The sequence below is a fragment of the Streptomyces sp. NPDC050534 genome, assembly GCF_044457745.1.
In the GTDB taxonomy this organism is placed as follows: Bacteria; Actinomycetota; Actinomycetes; order Streptomycetales; family Streptomycetaceae; genus Streptomyces.
Genome location: NZ_JBITHF010000010.1, coordinates 147569 through 166712 on the forward strand (window position 1 = coordinate 147569; position 19144 = coordinate 166712).

A 19144-nucleotide genomic window follows, 5' to 3' on the forward strand; every position below is an offset into this window, starting at 1 on the left:
GGAATGAACCCGGTGCGGGCTCCGTGGATCCGGACGCGGCTGCGCGCCGCGCCCGGTGCCGCCTGCGCGCTGGCGGTGCTCGTGGCGCTGACCGCCTGTCTCGCGGCCGCGTTCCCGCGGGCCGGCGACCGGTACGAGGACGCCGGTCTGCGCCGGGCCGTGGAGCGGGCGCGGCCCGCGAGCACCAGCGTGGACGTGTCGGCCCAGCAGCCCGGCCTGCTCATGTCCCAGGAGCAGCGCGAGGAGGCGCTGCGCCCCGGCACACTCGGCCGGCAGTACGCACAGGTCCTCGCCGGTGTCCCGCGCCCGCTCGCCGTCGATCCCGGCCAGTCGACGTACGGGGTGCGCACGGCCGGCTCGCTGCCGGCACCGGACCCCTGGCTGCCGCGGCCGAGCGGGCTGCCGCCGCAGCTCACGCTCGCCGCACAGCACGGCCTGGCGGAGCACGCGACGATCCGCACCGGACGCCTGCCGCGCGCCGGCGGCCACGTCACCGCCGCGACCGCCGAGGTCGAGGCCGCCGTCACCGTGGAGACCGCCAGGAGCCTGCACATCAGGGCCGGTTCGGTCGTCCACGTGCCCGGCGTGGAACGCCCGCCGCTCGCCGTCCGGGTGACCGGCGTCGTCGCCCCGCGCGACCCCGGCGGCGCCTTCTGGGCCACCGAGCCCCTCCTGCGCAGCCCGAGCCTGGTCCTGGCCCCGGGACCCGACCACGACACGTACTGGCGTGCCACCCTGCTGCTCGCCCCCGAGGCCGCCCCGGCGCTGCTGGGCACGCCCGGAAACCTGTGGCGCTACTGGCAGTTGGCGCCCTCGCCGGCCGTGCTCCGCGCCCATCAGGCGGACCGCGTGAGGTCGGCGATCGCCTCCCTGGAGGCAGGCCCGGCCCTGGGCCGGATCCGTACGGCGACCGACCCGTCCACGACCGTGAGCACCGCCCTCGACGACGTGCTGACCGGGTTCACGCAACTCCGCGGCGGCGTCCGCCCGCTGGTCGCCGTCGCCGCCTTCGGCACCGGAACCGTGGCCGCCGTCGTGCTGCTGCTGGCGGGCGGCCTCGCCGCCGACCGCCGCCGGACCGAACTCGCCCTGCTGCGCGCCCGCGGTGCCTCCCTGCGGGGCCTCGCGGGCCGCCTGTTCGCCGAGACGGCGGTGGTCGCGCTGCCCGCGGGAGCGCTGGGCCTGGGCGCGGCGCTGCTCGCGGTCCCGAGCGAGCGCGCCACCTACGCGATCGCGGCGGCGGCGACGGTCACGGCGGTCGCCTGCGCGGTCCTGCCCCTGCGGGCGGCGGCCGGCCACCGCGTGGTGCGGCTGCACGCAGGACGCGGCGACGTGACATCGGTACGGCCCTCCCGGCGCCGTACGGTCGCGGAGCTCACCTTGGTCGTCGTGGCCCTGGGCGCGGTGGAGACCCTGCGCCGGCAGGGCACCTCGGGCGATCAACTCACCTCCCTGGCACCGGTGTTGGTGGGCGTGGTCGCGGCCCTGCTGCTGGTCCGCCTCTATCCCTTGCCGCTGCGCGGCCTGGCCCGCCCGGCCGCCCGCCTGCGCGGCGCGATCGGCCACCTGTCGCTGGCCCGCGCGGGCCGCACCTCCGCCTCCGCGGTCCTGCCGCTCCTCGCCCTGCTCAGCGCCCTCACCACGGCGGCCTTCGGCGGTTCTGTCCTGACGGGGGTGCGCGAGGCCCGCGACCAGGCGGCCCTGCTCACGGTCGGCGCCGACGCCCGCATCGAGGCGACGGGCGCCCTGCCGCGGGATCTGCCGGACCGCGTCCTTCGCACACCGGGCGTGCGGGCCGTGACGCCGGTGAGCATCACGTACGATGCGAGGCCGACCGACCTGACACAGTCGGTGCCGCTGGCGGGCGTGAACCCCTCGCGTTACGCCGAGTTGGCGCGCGAGACCCACATCGGCCCCTTCTCCGCGGGTGAGTTGCGGCGAGGCGGCACCCGCGCCGCCCTCCCGGCGCTGGCCTCCCCCACGACCGCCAGGACATACGGCACCCGGCCCTTCCCGGTACGCCTGGACGACGGCACGACGATCACCGTCCGCATCACCGCCGTACGGGCCCGCACGCCCGCCGTGACCGGCGACAACTTCCTGGTGGTGGACCGCGCCGGCCTGAACGGCCCGGCATCCCGCCCCACAGCCCTGCTGCTCACCGGCACCCACCTCGACGGACCCGCCCTGCGCGGCGCGGCCCCGGCCTCGGCGGACGTGCAACTCCGCTCCGAGGAACGGGCGGGCTACGTCGACTCCCCCCTCCAGTCGGGCGCCGAACGCGTCTACACGGCAGCGGTGGCAGCCGGCGCCGGCTACGCCGTGCTGGCCCTCCTCCTCTCCCTGCTCCGCACCGCACCCGAACGCACGGCCCTCCTGGCCCGCCTGCGCACCATGGGCCTGACCCGTCCGCAGGGCCGCCGCCTCCTGATCCTGGAGTCCCTCCCCCAGGCGGCGCTGGCAGCGGCGGGCGGCGCGCTGACCGGCTGGGCCACGATCCGCCTGCTGTCCCCGGGCGTCGACCTGACGGCCGTCGCCCTGGCCACGGCCCCGTCCCCCGCGCAGGAAGCCGCCTTGCACACCGACGCCCTGTCGCTGGCGGTCCCGGCGGCCGCGATCGTCCTGCTGACGGTCGGGGTCTCGGCGGCGCAGGCGTGGTGGACGGGGCGACGGGGGGCGGTGGCGGAGTTGCGGGCGGGAGACACCCGATGAGCCCACGCACGGCCTCTCACGGCAGCCGCACAGCTGCTCCATCCGGGCCACTGTCCGTGCCCCGAGCCCCAGGAGGCGTCCGATGACGGCACCGAACCCGACCCTCGCCGATCTGGCCCACCGCGCCACCGAGCACCGCAGCCGCCCCGCCTACGGCCACGACGCCCTCATCACCTGCGACCGCCTGGTCCGCATCTTCACCACGGACGGCGTGGAGGTCCAAGCCCTCCAGGGCCTCGACCTCCTGGTCCGGGAGGGCGAACTCATGGCCCTCGTAGGCGCGTCCGGCAGCGGCAAGTCCACCCTCATGAACATCCTCGCCGGCCTGGACACCCCGACCGCGGGCGCGGCCCGCGTAGCCGGCCGCGACCTGCTCACGATGGCCGCGAAGGACCGTCTCAGCTACCGCCGCACCACCGTCGGCTTCGTCTGGCAGCAGACCTCCCGCAACCTCCTGCCCTACCTCACCGCGGCCCAGAACATCGCCCTCCCGATGCAGCTCACCGGCAGGGCGACAGCCACCCACCCCCGCAAGTCCCGCCGCGAACAGACCGAACGCGCCCTGCATCTCATGGAGTTGCTGGAGATTTCCGACTGCCGGGACCGCCGCCCCCACCAGATGTCCGGCGGCCAGCAGCAACGCGCGGCCATCGCCGTGGCCCTCGCCAACGACCCCGCCGTCCTGCTCGCGGACGAACCCACCGGCGAACTCGACTCCCACACCGCGGAACAGGTCTTCGCCGCGTTCCGCACCGCGAACGAACAGCTGGGCACGACCGTCGTGATCGTCACCCACGACCAGGCGGTGGCCGGCGAGGTCCGCCGCACGGTCGCCATCCGCGACGGCCGCACCTCCACGGAGGTCCTGCGCCGCAGCGAGGTCGACGAGGCGACGGGCCGCGAGACGGTGGTGGCGCGCGAATACGCGATGCTCGACCGCGCGGGCCGCCTCCAGCTCCCCGCCGAGTACACGCAGACCCTGGGCATGCGCGACCGGGTGGCCCTGGAACTGGAGCCGGACCACATCGCCGTATGGCCGGAAGACAGCGGCCACGAGTGACGATCCGGGCCGTGCGAAGGTTCAGCGGACGCTGACGTCCAGCGCCCCAAGTCCCGCCCGCCGCACGGCGACAGACCCGAAGGGCGTGCGCAACCGCAGCCACGCCCCGGACGAGAACAGGTCCACGGGCGCACCGGCCCGGAGAAACCCCAGCGACTGTGCCGCGTGCGCGGCCCGTACCGGAAGGCGCGTGTCCCCGACCGTCCGGGACCAGATCTCCCGCCCGATCCGGTCGAGTTCGGCCCGTGTACGCCGCTCGTCCGCCAACTCCTGCGTGCGGGACCGGAATTCGGCGACCGCCGCCCCGACCGTCGCGCGCAGCGCATCCGGTGCCGGCAGCCCGGACTCGGCACGCCAGCCGCTCCGCGGCGGCAGCACCCCGGCCCACGGCGGCCCGGTCACCGCACCCGGCACCTGCGCCGTGGCCGCCGACTCGTCGACGGACTCGAGGAGTTCACCGGCGGAGACGGTCACGTCCAGCGTCACGTCGAGACCGTTCTCGTACGGCTTCGCGAGCCGCACCGCGCGGACCGCCAGCACCTCGAAGGACGGCGGCCGCCCGAAGACGGCGAGCGCGGTCCCGGCGGCCTGCAGCCGTACTGCCGCCGAACGGTCGTAGTGGATCAGCCGGGAGAGGAAGGCCGCGAGGTCCGCCGCCTCCCCTTCGTCGGCGAGATGGAGCACCGTCATGCTGCGACGGCCTCCTCCTTGTCGTCGTCCCGGTATTCCTCGAGGAAGTCCCGTTCCTCCGCGGTGATCCGCCGCGGACGCTGGGCCTCGAAGTCGAACGGCACTATCACCGTCGACGCCCGGACATAGACCTGGTCGCCGTCCTTCACCTCGTAGGTGATGGTGAAGGACGCCGCCCTGATCTGGGTGACCCACAGCTCGATGTCCACGGGCGCGTGCCGGTGGACGAGCTGCCGCTTGTAGTCGATCTCATGGCGTGCCACCACGGACCCCTGCTGGAAATCCTTGTCCGGGCGGAACAGGAAGTCGATACGGGCTTCCTCCAGGTAGCGGAGGAATACCACGTTGTTGACGTGGCCGTACGCGTCCATGTCCGCCCAGCGCAGCGGGCAGCGGTAGATGTGCCGCAAGATCGATCAGCCCCGGGTCAGCTTCTTGTAGGTGGCACGGTGCGGACGCGCCGCGTCCGGGCCGAGCCGCTCGACCTTGTTCTTCTCGTACGACTCGAAGTTGCCCTCGAACCAGAACCACTTGGAGTCACCCTCGTAGGCGAGGATGTGCGTGGCGACGCGGTCCAGGAACCACCGGTCGTGGGAGACGACCACGGCCGCACCCGGGAACTCCAGCAGCGCGTTCTCCAGCGAGGACAGCGTCTCGACGTCGAGGTCGTTGGTCGGCTCGTCGAGGAGGAGCAGGTTGCCGCCCTGCTTGAGGGTGAGCGCGAGGTTGAGGCGGTTGCGCTCACCGCCGGAGAGCACGCCGGCGGGCTTCTGCTGGTCGGGCCCCTTGAAGCCGAACGCGGAGACATACGCGCGGGACGGCATCTCGACCTGGCCCACGTTGATGTAGTCCAGCTCGTCGCTGACGACGGCCCACAGCGACTTCTTCGGGTCGATGTTCTCGCGGCTCTGGTCGACGTACGAGATCTTGACCGTTTCGCCGACCTTGATCGAACCGGAGTCGGCGGTCTCCAGACCCTGGATCATCTTGAAGAGCGTGGTCTTGCCGGCGCCGTTCGGGCCGATGATCCCGACGATGCCGTTGCGCGGCAGCGTGAAGCTCAGATCATCGATGAGGACCTTGTCCCCGAAGGCCTTGCTGAGGTTGTTGACCTCGACGACCACGCTGCCCAGCCGGGGGCCCGGCGGGATCTGGATCTCCTCGAAGTCCAGCTTCCGCATCTTGTCCGCCTCGGCGGCCATCTCCTCGTAACGGGACAGACGCGCCTTGGACTTGGCCTGACGCCCCTTGGCGTTGGAGCGCACCCACTCGAGCTCTTCCTTGAGCCTCTTCGCCCGCTTGGCGTCCTTCTGGCCCTCGACCTTGAGGCGGGAGGCCTTCTTGTCGAGGTACGTGGAGTAGTTGCCCTCGTACGGGTGAGCGCGGCCGCGGTCCAGCTCGAGGATCCACTCGGCGACGTTGTCGAGGAAGTACCGGTCGTGGGTGACGGCGACGACGGTGCCCGCGTACTTCGCGAGGTGCTGCTCCAGCCACTGCACGGACTCGGCGTCCAGGTGGTTGGTGGGCTCGTCGAGCAGCAGCAGGTCGGGAGCTTCGAGGAGCAGCTTGCAGAGCGCGACGCGACGGCGCTCACCACCGGAGAGGTTGGTGACGGGCCAGTCGCCGGGCGGGCAGCCCAGGGCGTCCATGGCCTGCTCCAGCTGCGTGTCCAGGTCCCACGCGTTGGCGTGGTCCAGGTCGTCCTGGAGCTTGCCCATCTCCTCCATGAGCGCGTCCGAATAGTCGGTCGCCATCAGCTCGGCGACCTCGTTGAACCGGTGCAGCTTGCCCATGATCTCGGCGGCGCCGTCCTGCACGTTCTGCAGCACGGTCTTGGACTCGTCGAGCGGCGGCTCCTGCAGCAGCATGCCGACGCTGTATCCGGGCGACAGGAACGCGTCACCGTTGGAGGGCTGCTCGAGCCCCGCCATGATCTTCAGAACGGTGGACTTACCGGCACCGTTCGGCCCGACCACACCGATCTTCGCGCCGGGCAAAAAGCTCAGCGTCACGTCGTCAAGGATGACCTTGTCGCCGTGCGCCTTGCGCGTCTTGCGCATGGTGTAGATGTACTCAGCCAAGAGAAACCGTCCGGCAGCTTGAAATCTGGCAGTGGGCAGATACACCCCATCTTGCCTGACGTCCACCCTGTGAAGGAAACCCGTTTGGCGGTAGGGCGCTGACCTGCGCTTCCACCGTCGGCTGTGGCGGCGCGGGCCATCACGGTCAGTGGCCGGTGCCCCTCTTCGGCGCCTGCTGGGCCAGGAGCAGAGCTGCCGCGGCCGCCGCCCCCACCGCCCCGGCCGACCAGACGCCGCGCGAGGAGCGCCAGGAAAGCGCCGACCACTGTGACTGCGCGGACAGCACCGATCCCTTGCTCAGCCACGAGCCGGCCGAGATCAGTGAGAGTGCCGATCCGATCGAGCCGGCGGAGAGGACGCTGCCGATCGAGCCGACGGACAGGGCGGAGCCGACGGAACCGATCGAGAGCACCGATCCCACCGAACCGATCGACAGGACCGAGTCCTTAGACCACAGGGACAGCATGGAGCCCGAGGCGTCACGAGGCGTCGGCGGTGCGGGTGGAGGGGCCATGGGACCATCCTGCCCGCCGGACGGGCCGGCCGCGGCTCCGACGGCCGGATCCATCGGGGACCCGCGCCGCCGGAGGCGGTACCTGCGGCCGGTTCAGTCCTGGGTCGGCGCGTTCTTCCTGCCCAGGAGCACCAGGGCCGCACCGCCGATCAGCACGAAGGCGATGGCGATGCCCGCGATCAGCGGGGTGGTGCCGGAGCCGCCGGTCTCGGCGAGGTTGGTGTCGTCCGCGGTGCCGCCCACGGTCGCGGGGCTCGGCGCGCTGAGGATCTGGGTCGTGTCGCCGCTCCCGGTGCCCTGGGTCTGGCAGTCGAGCACGCCGGCGAACCGCTTCCCGAGGCCGCCAGGCCCCTTGATCGTGAAGTCGTACGCCTGGTCCTCCCGCAGCGGGATCGTCACCGTGCGGGACTGCCCGGCCGGGATGCTGTACCCGGCCCCCATCAGCTCGAAGGTGAACGCCGCGTCGCCCGTGTTGGCGGCGGTGACGTCCAGGCCGCCCTTGGTGCAGTTCTTCACCGCGGACAGTGCCGGTATCGCCCCCTTCGCCGCCCAGGTCGCGCTCGCGGGTGCCGAGACCGTCGACTCGCTGGAGCCGGCCAGGATCTGCGTCTGGCTACGGGTCTCCGAAGTGAAGGCGCGGCCCACCGGCACGGTGGTCGAGGCCTGCACGGTGATGTCGGCAGATCCTGCGGGGGCATCCCCGGGCACGTCGAAGAAGATCTGGCTGCCGTTCACCGCGGAGGTGACCGGCTTGCCGTCCTTGCCGACAATCCGCACTCCGCTGGTCGCCGCGTCCGCCGGAGGAGTCACCGCCGCGCCGTCCGCGTTGGTGTGGACGGTCACCGGGCCGAGCAGCTCGCCGGGGTGACCGGAGACCGCGGGCGGGCTGAGCGTCAGCGACGCCTTGGGCTCCGGCAGGGCGACGGCGCTCTTCTGCAGGTAGTCCGCGAGCCGCTCCGCCTGCGGGTCGACGGCGTCGACGTCGGCCCCGTCCGAGTAGCGCCAGATCGCCACCTGGGTGCCGGCCGCCGCGTCCTGCTCGGTCAGGCCGCCCTTGACTCCGGCCTTCGCCGCCAGCGCCGCGAGGTCGTTCACCTGCGGGTAGGAGTTCTGCAGGATCCAACGGATCTTGCCTGCTTCGTTGTTGGTCCCCAGCGAGGTGCCGCTCCAGGCGGTCTCGTGGTACTTGGCGTCCCGCTGGGTGGGGTTGTGGATGTCGACGCAGTACGTCTGCAGGGTGCCGCCGCCGTCGACGGACATCTCGAACAGACCCGCCGAGACCTGCTGATCGCCGCCGGCGTCGTGGATCACGGCGGCGCCGTACGTCTTGAGCGCGCCTATGGTGGCAGTCGCCCCGCCCTGGCTCTGTGTCGTCTGCTGCGCGTCCGCCGCGGCCGCACCGGCACCGGCGATCACACCGACGGCCACGAGACCGGATGCCAGGGCCGCGGCGGCGAGACGCGCGGCCCCCCGCCTGCGCGCGGACCGCGCGGAGAAAGAAGAAAACACCAAATTCCCCTTCGAGCAGGACCGTTGACGTGGGGGGTGTGGTCCCACCAGCAGAATCAGAAGCCCCGAGAGCTATGCCCGGCATCCTAAGGACGTGGCGCACCGCGCTTGCCGGTCATACCGTCGGACAAGCGATCCGAATCGGAATCGTTATCGCCAACACGGCCCGTGAGCAGGGCTTATCGACAAATCCACCGAATCGTTCGGAACGCATTCACCGATAAGCCGCAGTACGGTCAGCTCGGGACAGGAGCTGACATCACGTCACTGCCGCCGGTTCCGGGACCTGTTGGGCCGAGTCCGCGTCCGAATTCCCTGTCGGAGTTTCCCAGTTGGGCTCCGGCTGCCCTTGAGCCGCGGCGGACGCACCCGCCTCCGGCCTGCTCGTGCGCCGGAACGCGGAGGTCCCCCGCGTGAGATCGTGGCCGATCGCCACCGCCTCCAGGTCCGCCGAGGTCCAGCTCTGCCCCTCGCGCACCTCCGAACGCACCTTGAGCCTGCCCTGCACGATGACGGGGTCGCCGACGTTGAGCGACCCCGACACGTTCATGGCCAGCTGCCGCTTCGCCCACACCGTGAAGAAGTTGGTGTGGCCGTCGGTCCACTCGTTCTTCTCCCGGTCCAGATAGCGCGAGGTCACCGCCAGCCGGAACCGCGCGGAAGATCCCGTCCCCAGCTCCCGGAACACCGGCTGCGTCGCCACGTTCCCCACGGCGCAGATGATCGTCTCGTTCATCACGAACCCCTCCCTCGCCCGGCCGCCGGGCCGGACGGACCTGCCTACGGGCCCGTCCCGTACGGCTGCGTCTGCCGCGGCGACCGTGTGTGCCGTGATCGCCGCAGAGCCAGACTGCCTCCGCCGGGCCGAGCCCGCTGAGCCCTGTGGACCGTCCACCGCCTGTGGATAACTTCGTCACCTTGACGAGTGATCATGTGGCGAGAGACCGGCCGTCACACTCCGGCCGTTCCGACCCCCGTCACCCGCCCGTACTGCTCGCGCACCTCCCGGTACCGCAGCAGCTCGGCCGCCACCGGATCGAGCACCCGGGCTCTCCCGCATCCGGCGGCCGCCTCCCGCAGACGCCGTTCCGCCTCGGTGCCGTAGCGGCGAGCGGGTCCGCGTGCCGCCATGCGGCAGCTCCACTCGACGATCGGCCCCCCGACGATCCCGGCCAGCATCAGCAGCACCGGCACCCCGAGGTTCGGTGCCATGAACCCGATGATCTGCCCCAACAGCCAGAGCCCGCCGACGACTTGGAGAAGCGTCATCGACGCCTGGACCAGTACGGCCGCCGGCCACCAGCCGGGCCGCGGCGGCCGGCCCGGGGGCAGGCCCGTCCGTGTCGCCAGGGAGTCCAGCGCCTCGGGCAGCCCCTGGGAGCCGCGTACGGCCGCCTCGCGCACCGCCTGGGCCCAGGGTGCGGGCAGCCCGGTCGAGGCCCGGTCGGCCAGCGTCCGTACCGCCTGCTCGACCCGCTGGCGCGCCGTGGCCTCCTCGTCCGTCTGGGCACGCAACGGCACCCGCCCCGTGGCCGGTTCGGACCGGTCGTGGTACCACCGCCACAGGCGCAGCCATGGCGTTCCGCAAGCGCGGTTGGCGTTGCGCAGCCACGCGCGTTCGGCCGCCTCGCCCGCGGCGGAGGCACCCACCGCGTCCGCGAGCCGGGCGGCGAACTCGTCCCGTGCCTCCTCGCTGAGGCCGGTCCGCCGCCGTGTGGCGTAGAGGGGCCGGAGCCCCGCCGCGGCGGTGTCCAGGTCGGCCGAGATCCGGCGTGCGGGCGCCCCGCGCTCCGCCACGAACTGCCCGAGCGCCTCCCGCAGATCCCCGACGCCCTCCCCGGTGAGCGCGGACAGCCCGAGCACGGTCGCCCCGGGTTCGCCGTACTCGCCCAGCGCGATCCCGTCCTCGTCGAGCAGCCGCCGCAGGTCGTCGAGGACCTGTTCGGTGGCCTCGCCGGGCAGTCGGTCGGTCTGGTTGAGGACGACGAACATGACCTCCGCGTGTCCCGCCATGGGCCGCAGGTAGCGCTCGTGCAGCATCGCGTCCGCGTACTTCTCGGGGTCGACGACCCAGATGACGGCGTCCACGAGAGCCAGGACCCGGTCCACCTGCTCACGGTGCTGCACGGCGGCCGAGTCGTGGTCAGGCAGGTCGACCAGGACGAGCCCACGCAACTGCGCCTCGGTCTCGGGGTTCTGCAGCGGGCGCCGGCGCAGCCGGGGCGGGATGCCGAGCCGCTCGATGAGGCTCGCCCCGCCGTCGCTCCAACTGCACGCGATCGGCATCGCCGTGGTGGGGCGCCGTACGCCGGTCTCCGAAATGGGCACCCCGGCGAGCGCGTTGAAGAGCTGCGACTTGCCGCTGCCCGTCGCGCCCGCGATGGCGACGACGGTGTGCTGCCCGGACAGCCGGCGCCGCGCCGCCGCCTCGTCCAGCACCCGGCCGGCCTCGGCGAGCGTCCGGCTGTCGAGCCGGGTGCGCGAGAGCCCCACGAGTTCCCGCATCGCCTCCAGCCGCGACCGCAGGGGGGCGTCGTACACGAGCGGTCCTGCCACCTGGGCGCCGTACCCCCGGGTCTCCACCGGGAGAACGTGCGCGGCCCCGGCGCTCTCCTCGCTGACGCGCCGCGCGATCAGCCCGTCGTCCCAGGAACCGCCGGAGTCCGTGGCGTCCGTACGGGAGGCGTCGTTACGAGCGGAGTCCGTACGAGCCGAGCCCCCGCGACGGGAGGTGTCGCCGCGCTCCACGCGCGCGTGGCCGTCGTTCTCCCGGGCGCCGTCCTTCTCCGGGCGCTTTCGGTCACGTCTGCCGCCGTCGGAGTCGCGCCCCGAGACGTCCGCCTCCCCGGAGCGCCCCTTTCCGCCTTTCCCGAAAATGCGCCTCCCTGTGTTGCCCTTTCCGGAAGGGCCCCCTTCGGAAGTGCCCTTCCTGGAGGCGCCCTTGCCGGCATCGGCGGAGGCTCCGTCCGCGGAGGAACGCTGCCCGGAGGAGTTCTGCCCCGAATCGGCCGCCTCGGCGGTGTCCTCTCCGGATGGCTTCGTCCCGGACGCGTCCTTCCCGGAGGCGCGCTCATCGGGACGCTCGTCCCCGGTGGCGCCCTTGTCGCCTGCTTGATCGGCGTGATCCGTGTGGTCCTGGTCAGTGACGGCAGTCACCGGTCACCTCTCCTTCTGCAGTACGGACAGCGCGGCGATGAGTTCGGCCTGGGACTCGGGGTGGACGTCGAGGGCGTCGAGTGGCGCGAGGCGGCGCTCGCGTTCGGTGTGCATGACCCGGTCGAGGTGCTCGGTGAGCAGCCGCCCGCCGCGGTCGCGCAGCCGCAGCGCCCCGTGCGCGCCGATCCGCTCGGCGAGCCCCTCACCGGCCGATCGCGCCCGGCGGCCGCCCAGCAGCACGGTGGCGACGAGCACGGCGATGAGTTCGGGGTCCGGCGCGACGTTGCGGTCGAGTTCGCGCACCTCCTCCTCGGCGAACTCCTCGAGTTCGCGCCGCCAACGCCGTACGGCGATCCCGATGCGGTGCTCGGCGCTCTCCAGGGAAGGGTCGCGCTCGCTCAGTTCCGGTGCGCGCGCCGCGGGTTCGCGCCGCCAGGCGTCCTCGACGCGCTCGTCGGCGGCGGCGACGGAGCACAGCAGGAGGGCCGCCAGGCTCTCCACGAGCGCGTCGAGGAGCTCGCCGGCGGAGCAGTCCAGCGGGAACGCGCGCCACCGCTTCAGCGCGTCCCCCGCGAGCACGGCGCCGGCCTGCAACCGCCCCCGCACGCGCGCGTGCTCGCTGTCGTACGCCGTGTCGACGGCGGAGGTGAGCCGGAGGGCGGCCGCGTACTGGGCGGCTGCGGCACTGGCGAGTTCGGGCATCCGCGCCTTGAGGGAGTTGAGCACCCCCTGTGCGGTACGGGCCATGACGTGCTGCCGGGCGGCCGGGTCCTGGGCCAGGTGCACCAGCCAGGTCCGCAACGAGGCCACGGCGGTGGCCGGCAGCAGCCCACTCCCCCAGGCGGACTCGGGCAGTTCGGGCACCGTGAAGCGCGGCACGTCGCCGAGGCCGGCCTTGGTGAGCAGTGCGCCGTACTGCCGGGACACCTCGGAGACGACCTGGTGCGGTACGCGGTCGAGAACGGTCACCAGGGTGGCGTCGTACTCCTTGGCCGTGCGCAGGAGATGCCAGGGGACGGCGTCGGCGTACCGGGCCGCCGTGGTGACCATGATCCAGATGTCGGCCGCGCAGACCAGTTCGGCGGCCAGTACGCGGTTGTCGGCGACGAGGGAGTCGATGTCGGGGGCGTCGAGGAGGGCGAGGCCGCGCGGCATCGTGTCGGCGGTCTCGACGCGCAGTACGCGCGCGGGGTCCTCCCCGGGGAGCAACAGCTCGTCCCCGGCGTCCTGATGGGGCACCCACACGCGGGTGAGGTCGGGCAGCACCCTCATCCCGCTGAACCAGTGATGGTCCTCCGGATGGCATACCAGCACCGGTGTCCGCGTGGTCGGCCGCAGCACGCCCGCCTCGCTGACGCGCCGCCCCACGAGCGAGTTGACGAGGGTCGACTTGCCGGCACCGGTGGAACCGCCCACCACGGCCAGCAAAGGCGCTTCGGGCTCCTTCAACCGGGGCACCAAGTAGTCGTCGAGCTGTGCGAGCAGTTCGTCGCGGTTGGCACGCGCGCGTGGAGCCCCGGCAAGGGGCAGCGGGAAGCGAGCGGCGGCGACACGGTCGCGCAGGGCGGAGAGTGCGTCGAGCAGCTGAGGCCGTACGTCCAAGGTCACCACATGCGAAGAATGCCCAATTTTAGGGGAATTCTGAAGCATATGAGCATGTCTGCGCGCCGATAGGACACAAGGGACGGAAGGGATGACTGGGACGCAGGCACAGTCCAGGCATAACGAGTGCACAACACCCGGTGCGCGAGAGGCCAAAAGCGGTGCACGATTCGTACCTGCCTGCGATTATCAGGACCGCTTCACCGAACCTCCACATTGAGCCACGGAGGCGAAGCAACAGGGGCATGGACGCGGGAGCCCTATCCTTGTCCCCGGCAACGTCACGGATCAGCCCACACCCGGGCACCACGACAGAGGCCATACACCCGGCCCCCGTAGCTCAGTGGATAGAGCAGGCGCCTTCTAAGCGCTTGGCCGCAGGTTCGAGTCCTGCCGGGGGCGCCAGTCTCCGCCCTCCCCCTCGGGAGGGCTTTTTGCTGGCCGGGGCGGCGGAGCCGCACCCGGGCCCGCTACGGCGCCGAGTCCTTCTTCGTGGCGGCCGCCGCGTACGCCTGCGCCGGTGTCATCGGGACGCCGTTGATCTGAACTGTCTTGTAAGGGCTCACCTTGGCGCAGCTCTTGGCCTTGTCGGCGGTCTGGGCGTGGGCGTCGGCCACCGCCGCGTGGGTGTCCGCGGGGCCGGAGGACGAGCCGCCCGAGGAGCCGTACGCGGTGCCGGTCGGCCAGTCGCTGCCGATGACGAGGACCACGCCGGCGGTGCCGCCCTGTGTGACGTGCGAGGCGGGCAGGCCGAGCGCCGCGGCGGCCGTCTGGGCCTCGGCCTTCTGGCCGGGGCCGTAGGTGATCGTCGTCTTCGAGGACTGCTCGGGGGCGTTGCCCGTGGTCGTGTTCTGGCTGAAGCCCTTGGCGGTGAGAGCCTGGGCGATCACCGAGGCGCGTCCGGCGGTGGTCGTGCCGTTCTCGACCTCCACGGCGACCCCGGAGGCCGGCACGGTGGCGACGGCGGACGGGGACGCGGACGTCGCGGCCTTCTTCTTGCCGTTGCTCGACGTCAGGGACTGGTCGTTGGCGATGGTCGCGAACAGCGACTTCGCGGCTGCCGCCGGTACGACGCGGTCGGAGTTGGTCGGGTCGGCGGCCGTCTGCATCGTCGTGAACGTCATCCGTTTCGACGGCACCTTGTTCAGGTCGGTCGCCAGGTCGACGAGCTTGCTGACGCTGCCGAGGCCGGTGTCCACGGTCAGCGCCTTGGTGGCGGCGTCGGCCAGCGAGTAGACCTTGGCCGGGTTGGCCAGGGTGCCCGCGCTCTTGAACTTGCGGATCATGGCGCCCAGGAAGAGGTGCTGGGAGACCGTACGGCCCAGGTCGCTGCCGTCGCCGAAGCCGTGCCGGGAGCGCACGAACTCGAGGGCCGCCTGACCCTTGAGGGTGTGCGAGCCCTTGGACAGCTTCAGGTGCGAGTAGGTGTCGTAGACGTTGTCGCTGACGCACACCGACACCCCGCCCACGGCGTCGGACATCTTCACCACGCCGGAGAAGTCGAGCATCACGAAGTGGTCGATGGTGATGCCGGTGAGCTGGTGGACGGTGTCGACCTGGCAGGCCGCGCCGTACTGGAGCGCGCTGTTGATCTGCCCGTGGAAGCCGGACGTCGACTGACCGGTGTCCGAGTCCTTGCAGGCGGGTACGTCGGTCATGGTGTCGCGCGGGATGCTCATCACCGTAGCGTTGGAGCGGTCCGCGGAGACGTGCACCACCATCTCGACGTCCGCGTTGTGCCCGGCGGTCGAACTCGCCGAGCCGCAGCCGCCGCCCAGCTTGCAGTCGGTGGCGTTGTTCCGGCCGTCCGAGCCGATCACCAGGAGGTTGATCGGGGTCCGGCCGAAGGCGTCCGCCTTCTCCTGGCCGCCCTTGCCGTCGAGCGAGACGCTGTTGATGTTGCCGTTCAGGTGCTCGTACAGCCACGCTCCCGCACCCGCGGTGACCAGTATCAGCGCCGACACCGTGAGCAGGGCTATGCGGGCGAACCTCCTGCGCCGGGCGGCGGGCCTGGCCCGCCGGCTCGCGCGGCGCCCCCGGGAGTGCGCCGCCTGCCGGGCGGCCGCCCTGCCTCCGTGCGACCCGCGATGAGGTCCGCCGTCGTCCGCGTGGCGCTGGCGCGGCACGGGCGCCGAGCGATCGCGTACGGAGGACCTGTCACGCGCGGCCGAGCGGGCACGGGTGGCCGCACGGCCGTGGCCTTCGCCCCAGGGGTCGCTCAAGTCCCACTCCCTCTGCTCTGGCCGACGCCAACCGCCGGCGCGACGGCCGGGAGCAGGACACCGCCCCGCACGTCAGGGCGCACCCCACGGATTGGATGATTGCGCAATATAGCAACTGTGTCTGAGTGCGCATGTGGTTTACACCACAGCCACACGCTGCGACAACGCGGTTACAGAGCGGGTCCCCCGTCTCCCGCGCTCAGTTGGCCGTGCCGTCCCCGGGCACGGAGTGGACGGCGCCCTCGTCGTCCTTCATCGCCTTCGCCTCGCTCTTGAGGATGCGCATCGACTTGCCCAGCCCGCGGGCGGCCTCGGGCAGCTTCTTCGATCCGAACAGCAAGATGATGACGATCGCCACGATCAGCAGGTGCCACGGTTCCAGTCCGTTGCGGAGCATCCCGCCCACCCCTCTCCACGGTCAATGGTTGCTACATTGCGCAACTGTACAACCAAGAGAACCGGGTTCCGGATCGGCGCTACAAGCTCAACTCGCCCGGCTCCCGTTCCTCCAGCCTCCGTTCTTGCGGCCTCTGTTCTTGCGGCCTCCGCTCCTCCCGCGCCCGGACCGCCACCAACCCCACCGCATACAGCGCGAGTACGGCCGCCAGCAGCAGGTAGTACAGCAGCGGCAACGGCGACAGCCCGAGCAGCGACCCCACCGGCGACACCGGCAGCAGCAGCCCTACGGCGGCCAGCGTGCCCGCCGCCCAGCCGATCGGACCCGGGCCGCCCTGGCCCCAACGCCGCCGCCCGGCGCGCAGCAGCACCATCACCAGCGCCTGCGTGAGCAGGTTCTCGGTGAACCAGCCGGAGTGGAACGCCGAGGCGTCGGCCAGCCCCTCGAAGCCGCTCAGGGCGAACGCCAGCACCCCGAAGGTGGCGAGGTCGGCGATCGCGTTCAGGACGCCGAAGCCGGTGATGAAGCGCAGCAGTTGGCGCGGGCGCAGCACGGTCGGACGGCGCAGCACCGAAGGATGCGGCCGGTCGTGGGCGAAGGCGAGCTGGGCCGTGTCGAAGCAGAGGTTCTGCGCCAGCACCTGCGCCGGGAGCATCGGCAGGTAGGGCAGCAGGAGGCCGGCCGCGAGCATCGCGATGACGTTGCCGAGGTTGGAGGACAGGGTGATGCGCAGATACGTGGCGATGTTGCCGCCCGCGTACCGGCCGGCTGCGATGGCGTGGTCGATCGCCGTGAGGTCCTTCTCGGCGAGGACCAGGTCCGCGCTCTCCCGGGCGACGTCCACGGCGTCACGCGGTGCGATGCCCACGTCCGCGGCGCGCAGGGCGGGCAGGTCGTTGACCCCGTCGCCGAGGTGGCCGACGGTGTGCCCGCTCGCGCGCAGCGCGGTGACGACACGGGCCTTGTGCTCGGGGGCGCAGCGGGCGAAGACGACGGTACGGGCGGCAACCTCGGCCAGTTCGGCATCGGTGAGTCCGTCGACGCGCTCACCGGTCAGGACGCCGCCCTGTGGCACGTCCACGCCCAGGTCCCGGCAGGCGCGCACCGCGGTGCCCGGATGGTCGCCGGTGAGGACCCGGACGGAGACGCCCCGCCCCGCGAGGACCCGCAGCGCCGCGGCGGCGCTCGGCGCGAGCGCGTCCTTGAAGGTGACGAACCCCCGGAATTCCAGGCCCCGTTCGTCGACCGGCGTGTAGTCACGCGTGCGTGCCGTGCGCCCGGCGGCGGCGACCGCCAGCACCCGCAGCCCCTCGTCCGCGTGCCGTGCGGCGAGCGTGAGCAGTTCCGCGCGCTCCTCGTCCGCCAGGACGCAGCGCTCCAGTACGGCCTCGGCGGCTCCCTTGACGACCAGGGTGTGCACGGCCGGCCGGCCCGGCGTACGGACGACGGCCGTGGCGAGGCGCCGTAGCGGATCGAAGGGCAGGGCCGCCACGCCGTCGAAGGGCATGACGTCGTCCTCGCCGGCGGCGTCGAGCACCGCGTCGTCGAGGGCGTCCGGTGCGGGCAGGTCGGCGAGCTGGAGGGTCCACCAGGCGTTCACCGCGGCCCAGCGCAGCACCTCGGGGTCGTCCCGTCCGTCGGGGCCGAGGGCTCGGTGGAGGACCGGCCGGTCCTGGGTGAGCGTGCCGGTCTTGTCGAGGCACAGCACGTCGACGGCGCCCAGGTCGTGCAGCGCGGGCAGCCGCTTGACGATCACCCCGTGCTGCCGGGCGAGCAGCGAGGCCCCGCGCGCCAGGCACAGGGTGACGATGACGGGCAGCATCTCCGGCGTCAGTCCGACGGCCACCGCGACGGCGAACGGCAGCGTCTCCGGGCCGCGGTCGCGCAGGGCGGCGCCCGCCATGAGGACCAGCGGCGGGGTCAGCAGCATGAACCGGATGAGGATCCAGGAGATCCCGTGCACGGACCGGTCGAAGGCGCTGGCCTCCCGCCGGTCCTCATCACCGCTGTGCGCGGCGGCGAACCGGGTGCGCGCGCCGGTCGCCACGACCACCGCGGTGGCGCTCCCGGAGGCCACGCTGCTGCCCTGGAAGCAGAGCTGCGGCCGGTCGAATCCACCGCCGCCCGCGGTGACCGCCGCGTCCCCTGCGTCCTTGGCCACGGGCGCCGACTCGCCGGTGAGCGGCGCCTGATGCACGGTCAGCCCCCGCGCGCGCAGCAGCCGTACGTCGGCCGGGACCAGGTCGCCCGGGCCGAGCCGGATCACGTCCCCGGGCACCAGCTCGTCCACGGGGAGCTCCCGCACGTTCGGCGGGAGGTCCTCCCCGTCCCGGCGCAGGACCGTGGCCGTGGTGGCGACCAGGCCGCGCAGCCCGGCCATGGACCGGTCGGCCCGGTGCTCTCCGGACGCCCGCAGCGCGCAGCTGACCGCGACCAGCAGGAGGATCACGCACGCGGTGCCCCAGGAGGCGACGGCCGCCGAGACCAGGCCGAGGCAGAGCAGTACGGCGGTGAAGGGATCGCGCAGACTCCGCAGCAGCGCCGTCGGCCAGGAGGACTCCCGGCGCCCCGGCAGCGTGTTGGGGCCGACGCGGGCCTGCCGCTCCGCCGCCTGTGCCTCGGTCAGGCCGCGCGGGCCGCTGTCCAGGTGCCGCAGCGTCTGGAGCAGGGTCGCCGCACCGGGCTCCCCCACCGCGCCGGGGACCCGCCCGACGGATGCGCCGTCGGCGGGTTCCGGGGCCGCGGCGCTGTCAGCCACCGGTGCCGCGCAGCCTGTGCACGGACGCGGACGCCCCCTCGGCCCGCGCCGACAGCTGGCCCACCATCACCCGGACCACGGTCACGACGTCAGGGTCGTCCACGAAGTAGATCTGGCGCCGGCCCTCGCGGCGGGAGCGCACCAGTCCGGCGAGCTTCAGCTTCGCCAGATGCTGGCTGACCGCGGGCAGCGCGCCGCCGACTCGGTCCGCGAGATGCGTGACGTCGCTCTCGCCCTGCGCCAGCGCCCACACGATGTGCAGCCGGGCCGAGGACGCCAGCAGCCCGAAGGCGGCGGCCGCCTCCGTGAGCACCTCGGCGGAGGGATCCTCGAAGCCACCGGTGTCTGCCGCCACAGTCCTACTCCCGTCCCGCCCTGTTCCGCGCGCCGCACCGCGCCGCTTCAGTCTAGGTGTCCGTACGAGCACGTCCGGGCCCCTGTGG

At 72.5% G+C, this 19144-nt stretch carries 14 protein-coding genes and 1 tRNA gene; 3 read left to right on the plus strand and 12 right to left on the minus strand.

Annotated features, from left to right (window positions below):
• The first annotated feature begins 3 nt into the window (after positions 1-3).
• Positions 4-2712 (plus strand): FtsX-like permease family protein, encoded by a 2709-nt coding sequence (locus tag ACIBN2_RS30760; protein WP_399139588.1) that lies wholly within the window; start codon positions 4-6, stop codon positions 2710-2712.
• An 82-nt stretch (positions 2713-2794) separates the two neighbouring features.
• A complete protein-coding gene (locus ACIBN2_RS30765) occupies positions 2795-3772 on the plus strand; it encodes an ABC transporter ATP-binding protein (protein ID WP_399139208.1) in 978 nt (325 codons plus the stop codon).
• Positions 3773-3793: 21 nt separating this feature from the next.
• On the opposite strand, the gene ACIBN2_RS30770 is transcribed toward ACIBN2_RS30765, so the two are convergent.
• The 8 genes from ACIBN2_RS30770 to ACIBN2_RS30805 form a co-directional block, all read right to left on the minus strand.
• Positions 3794-4462 carry a hypothetical protein gene (locus ACIBN2_RS30770; protein ID WP_399139209.1) on the minus strand — a complete coding sequence of 223 codons (669 nt, stop codon included), beginning with the start codon at positions 4460-4462 and terminating at the stop codon, positions 3794-3796.
• On the minus strand, positions 4459-4872 hold the full coding sequence (locus ACIBN2_RS30775) for an acyl-CoA thioesterase (RefSeq protein WP_393864552.1): 414 nt from the start codon (positions 4870-4872) through the stop codon (positions 4459-4461). The genes ACIBN2_RS30770 and ACIBN2_RS30775 overlap by 4 nt, the downstream gene beginning before the upstream one ends.
• Positions 4873-4878: 6 nt before the next feature.
• Positions 4879-6543, minus strand: coding sequence for an energy-dependent translational throttle protein EttA (ettA, locus tag ACIBN2_RS30780; protein WP_399139211.1), 1665 nt, complete (start codon positions 6541-6543; stop codon positions 4879-4881).
• A 145-nt stretch (positions 6544-6688) separates the two neighbouring features.
• The gene (locus ACIBN2_RS30785) at positions 6689-7057 is read right to left on the minus strand and encodes a hypothetical protein (RefSeq protein WP_399139213.1); all 369 of its coding nucleotides are present in this window, start codon (positions 7055-7057) and stop codon (positions 6689-6691) included.
• Between the two features lie 93 nt (positions 7058-7150).
• On the minus strand, positions 7151-8566 hold the full coding sequence (locus tag ACIBN2_RS30790) for a Cys-Gln thioester bond-forming surface protein (protein WP_399139215.1): 1416 nt from the start codon (positions 8564-8566) through the stop codon (positions 7151-7153).
• Positions 8567-8825: 259 nt separating this feature from the next.
• A complete protein-coding gene (locus tag ACIBN2_RS30795; protein WP_399139217.1) occupies positions 8826-9302 on the minus strand; it encodes a single-stranded DNA-binding protein in 477 nt (158 codons plus the stop codon).
• Between the two features lie 215 nt (positions 9303-9517).
• The gene (locus ACIBN2_RS30800; RefSeq protein WP_399139218.1) at positions 9518-11722 is read right to left on the minus strand and encodes a GTPase; all 2205 of its coding nucleotides are present in this window, start codon (positions 11720-11722) and stop codon (positions 9518-9520) included.
• A gap of 3 nt (positions 11723-11725) precedes the next feature.
• Complete coding sequence (locus tag ACIBN2_RS30805) at positions 11726-13333, minus strand: dynamin family protein (protein ID WP_399139219.1); 1608 nt, start codon at positions 13331-13333, stop codon at positions 11726-11728.
• A 320-nt stretch (positions 13334-13653) separates the two neighbouring features.
• On the opposite strand from ACIBN2_RS30805, the gene ACIBN2_RS30810 reads away from it, so the two are divergent.
• Positions 13654-13729 (plus strand) — tRNA-Arg (locus ACIBN2_RS30810).
• 65 nt (positions 13730-13794) lie between these two features.
• Here ACIBN2_RS30810 and ACIBN2_RS30815 read toward each other — a convergent pair.
• The 4 genes from ACIBN2_RS30815 to ACIBN2_RS30830 all read right to left on the minus strand — a co-directional run bounded on the left by ACIBN2_RS30815 (position 13795) and on the right by ACIBN2_RS30830 (position 19056).
• Positions 13795-15546, minus strand: a complete 1752-nt coding sequence (locus ACIBN2_RS30815; RefSeq protein WP_399139221.1) for an LCP family protein — start codon at positions 15544-15546, stop codon at positions 13795-13797.
• Between the two features lie 199 nt (positions 15547-15745).
• The gene (gene tatA / locus ACIBN2_RS30820) at positions 15746-15943 is read right to left on the minus strand and encodes a Sec-independent protein translocase subunit TatA (protein WP_399139223.1); all 198 of its coding nucleotides are present in this window, start codon (positions 15941-15943) and stop codon (positions 15746-15748) included.
• Between the two features lie 79 nt (positions 15944-16022).
• The gene (gene mgtA / locus ACIBN2_RS30825; RefSeq protein ID WP_399139224.1) at positions 16023-18701 is read right to left on the minus strand and encodes a magnesium-translocating P-type ATPase; all 2679 of its coding nucleotides are present in this window, start codon (positions 18699-18701) and stop codon (positions 16023-16025) included.
• On the minus strand, positions 18694-19056 hold the full coding sequence (locus ACIBN2_RS30830; protein ID WP_384249513.1) for an ArsR/SmtB family transcription factor: 363 nt from the start codon (positions 19054-19056) through the stop codon (positions 18694-18696). Before ACIBN2_RS30830 ends, mgtA begins: the two co-directional genes overlap by 8 nt.
• Between the last annotated feature and the right edge of the window lie 88 nt (positions 19057-19144).